Source organism: Bacillus sp. 05T31, from assembly GCF_056396725.1.
The window spans coordinates 1-4,040 of the sequence record NZ_JBFTMA010000500.1; the positions used below are offsets into that span (position 1 = coordinate 1).

Here is a 4,040-nt window from a genome sequence, read left to right on the forward strand (position 1 = left end):
GTCGTTTGTTGTAGGCATGAGATGTGTACTGGAATCCCTGATCTGAATGGAGAATGGTTCCACGCACATCTCTTTTTTGTGCCAACATTTCAATTGTATCTAATACAAGTTCATTATCATTGCGCTTGGATATTTTCCAAGAAACAACTTCGTTATTATAAATATCTTGGACAACAGAAAGATACCGAAATCCCTCTTGGAATCGTAGGTACGTAATATCTGTAACAAGTGCTTCATTTTGTTGRCGATCTTTAAATTCACGGTTTAAAACATTCGGAAAAACATTGGAATAGTTCCCTTTAAAGAAGCGACGCTTCTTTCGAATAATAGATTGAATGTTGAGCTCGCTCATTAAGCGATATACTTTTTTATGATTTATAAAATATCCTTCTTCCTGTAAAGCGATTTTCATACGTGGATAACCATATTCCTTGTGCTTTACATGAATAGATTGTATTACTTTTTTTAATCGTTTTTCGGATKCTAGTCGCATGTTTTTCATGCCTTTTGTATGAATCCACTTATAGTAACTTGAACGATGTACACCAGCAAATTTCGTAAGCCACCTAACTGGATATTTCCCCTTTAATGATTCAATGATATGATATCTCTCTTTATATTTTAGTACGCCTCCATTTACAGATTTGGATATTGCTTTTTTAAATATTCAACCTGAGCCTTATAGTAGTCGCGTTCCTCTTCAACGGTATTGAAATGAACACGTTTGCCTTTTAGAGGATTTGGTATCCCTTTCATTCCACTGTTTTTTCCACGTGTATCTGTAATTTCACCACATTCTTTATATTTTTTYACCCAATTTTTAAGTTGAGTAGAACTTCTAAGCTGATATTTTTCCTTTATCGTATTGTAACTTCCTTCTCCGTTTAAATAACTTTGAACAGCTGATAACTTTAATTCTTCTGAATATATATTAAAAGTTAAGCCTTTTTTAGTCATGAAAAATCCCCTCCAAGTAATAGTGTAACATCCATGTATGTACATGGTCTTTTTACACTGTCTACCTAAAGGGGATAATATCACTGTATCTCCCTTATTAAGAGCAACGGCATTAAAATCATGGGAACCTAAAACTGAGAAAGTAAATGCAAATCCAATTACTGTTAACACAATTTTTTTCATTACTTTAACGCCCCTTTTGTCATCTGTTTTTGCCTTGCTTCTTTACTCATACGATAATATTTACTAGCCTTTTCATGATTGTTTATATCATAAAATTTATCTGCTAAGCGTTCTGTATATTCCTGAATACAGTCAAACAACTCTTCTCTTTCAAAGTAAGAAATACCTGCTATAACAACCTCTTCTAATGCATCAATATTTGTATTCATTTTATTTAAAACCATGAATCGGTATTGATATTCTTGATTCTTCAACTGATTACAAATATGCAATCCTTTACTTATTATGGCACTCGCTTTTTCAAATTCTTTTATTTTTAAATATTCATCAGCCTCCAAGTACAGTGCCCTAAAATGATTAGGAGCTTTCTTTGTTACTTCGGATAAATGACGAATGGCTAACTCAGATAAATTCTGATTTGCATATAGCAACCCTAAGTTATTTCTAACCATTAAAATGTATTTTTCATGATTAATTTGCTGAAAAACATTTAACGAATTATTAAATATCTCCTCTGCTAACTCAAATTGATTTAAATCAACATAGCATAACCCTAAAATATTTTCACATAAAGCAAAATTAATCTCATATCCTGATTGCTTCGTAAAATCTTCTTTTGCCTTTTTCAAATAATCAATCGCATTGATTTGTTGATAGGAATGATAATAAAAATTCCCCATCCGATAATTAAACTCCGCATGCTCTATCGGATCTGCAATATATTTCAATAACTTCTCAGCTTGTTCATACTGTTCTTTCGCTTCGTTATAATTTGAAATTAATGTGCAATGAAATCCTTTAAAAAAGTGATAGTAATAAGCTAGAAAACCTTCTGTTGGAATTTCGAAAGATTCCACTTTATTAAAACTATCTTCTCTAACTGAAATCCAATCAACTAATGCATCATATCTGAAATTCAATAACGCATAATAAAGCAATACATCCTGATCGACTTCCAAACCACTAATCTTACTATCAATCTCTTCTTTCATTTCCGTTGCTTTCTCTATGTTTTGCTGCAACATTACACGATACCAATTATCTAAAGAATGTTTCATTTGCTCCTTCGTTACTACATCTGTTCCCATACCTTCGCATCCCCTTTTCTCCAAATTCAAAAAATTAGAATTTTTATATAATTATCCGAATTGTATATTATCACCTCTTTTATATGTATTGAAAAATAATTATCAGAAAATTTATAATTTAAAATTATTATACCAAATTTTTCTATTTCGAAAACTTGAGAAACATTTATCAGAAAACTTTACAGACCAAATAAAAAAGCAAGTAATTCCAGCTATCAGCTAAAACTACTTGCTCTTCTACTTAYTATYTCTATTTTTACTCTTTAATAAATTCCTTMGTACTTCTCACTGTATCAATCGGGCGAACTAATTTTTCAATATCTTCACGTTTTGGCTCTAGGAATGGAGGTAAAGATAATTTTTCGCCAAGTGTTTCGTATGGCTCATCACCCATAAAACCAGGACCGTCTGTTGCAAATTCAAATAAAATTTGCGGTGCAACTCTTGCGTATAATGACTCGAAGAAGTGACGATTTACATATCCAGATGACGGAAGACCAACGCTACCTATTCTTTCAATCCACTCTTCTAATACAGCACGATCCTCTACGCGAAATGCTGCATGATGCACTGTACCAAAACCTTGTTGTGCTTCAGGAAGAACCGTATTATGTTCTACAATGACAGAGGCACCGTTTCCCCCTTCACCCACTTCAAATAAGTAGAACTCTCCTTCTTGATCAATCTCTTTAAATAATAGAACTTTTTCTAACACTTCTTTGAAATAACTAAAGTTCGCGATACGAATAAATACAGGTCCTAATCCAGTAATTGCATATTCTAATGGCACTGGGCCGTCTTGCCAAGGTGTACCTGATTCCACGCCTTTATCAAATTCATCTGAGATCAATTGATAGTGTTGATCATCAAAGTCAACGAATGAAAGAGTTTTCTTACCGAATTGCTCTTTAATTCCTGTATGTTCTACTTCAAGACGGTCAAAACGTTTCACCCAATACTCTAGTGCTGCGTCAGTTGGAACGCGGAATGAAGTTTTTGAAATTTCATTTGTACCGTGTACTCCTTTTGGAACACCTGGGAAGTCAAAGAATGTCATATCTGTTCCTGCACTACCTTTATCATCTGCAAAGAATAAATGATACGTTTGAATATCATCTTGGTTTACTGTTTTTTTAACGAGACGCATTCCTAAAACGTGAGTGAAAAATTCATAGTTCTTTTCTGCACTACTTGTAATTGCTGTAACGTGGTGTATTCCTTTTAATTGGTTCATTTTATATTCCTCCAATGGTTTTAAATTTTATATTTTCTCTTCTATTATTTCTCTTCAATAGGTGCTAATTTCGCTTCAATTTCTGCTCGCTGTTCTTCTAAGAACGGCGGTAAATCAAGTTTTTCTCCTAAATGCTCTACATCTCCATCAGCTGTAAATCCTGGTCCATCTGTCGCAATTTCAAATAGGATTCCGTTTGATTCACGGAAGTATAAGCTTTTAAAGTAGAAACGGTCGATAATGCCTGAAGAATGGAAACCTTTTTGTATCACCTGTTCTTCCCAATAAGCTAGCTCTTCACTGTTTTTCACGCGAATCGCTAAATGGTGAATGCTACCGCGGCCTGGCTTTTCAGTAGGACCATCTAAATATTTCACAACGATTTCTCCGAAGGCTTCTCCTTTAATAGACTGGAAAATCGCTTCTTCGTCGCTTCGGCTAACTTCTTTATAACCAAATATATCTGTTAATGTATTCGCTAGTTTATCAAGTCTACGCACTGTCATTTCCACTGAACCCATTCCTTGAATTTGATGTTCAGCTGGAACTTCGGATTTCTCCCACGTTTCCCAGTGCTC

5 protein-coding genes are annotated in these 4,040 nt (G+C 33.9%); all 5 read right to left on the minus strand.

The window, feature by feature from the left end; genetic code table 11:
* On the minus strand, positions 1 to 667 hold a 667-nt coding region (locus AC1DJR_RS22860; protein WP_477003575.1), incomplete at its 3' end, for an IS3 family transposase.
* Positions 637 to 1,140, minus strand: coding sequence for a transposase (locus AC1DJR_RS22865; RefSeq protein ID WP_477003576.1), 504 nt, complete (start codon positions 1,138 to 1,140; stop codon positions 637 to 639). The genes AC1DJR_RS22860 and AC1DJR_RS22865, both read right to left, overlap by 31 nt.
* Positions 1,140 to 2,228, minus strand: coding sequence for a response regulator aspartate phosphatase (locus tag AC1DJR_RS22870; protein WP_429692340.1), 1,089 nt, complete (start codon positions 2,226 to 2,228; stop codon positions 1,140 to 1,142). The genes AC1DJR_RS22865 and AC1DJR_RS22870 overlap by 1 nt, the downstream gene beginning before the upstream one ends.
* Before the next feature lie 256 nt (positions 2,229 to 2,484).
* Positions 2,485 to 3,462, minus strand: a complete 978-nt coding sequence (locus tag AC1DJR_RS22875; RefSeq protein WP_131246039.1) for a ring-cleaving dioxygenase — start codon at positions 3,460 to 3,462, stop codon at positions 2,485 to 2,487.
* Between the two features lie 44 nt (positions 3,463 to 3,506).
* Positions 3,507 to 4,040: VOC family protein (locus AC1DJR_RS22880; protein WP_477003574.1), on the minus strand; the 534-nt coding region annotated here is incomplete at its 5' end.

Coding starts and splice junctions, on each gene's coding strand:
- AC1DJR_RS22870 (WP_429692340.1), bottom strand. CDS start 2,228: ATGGGAACAGATGTAGTAACGAAGGAGCAAATGAAACATTCTTTAGAT.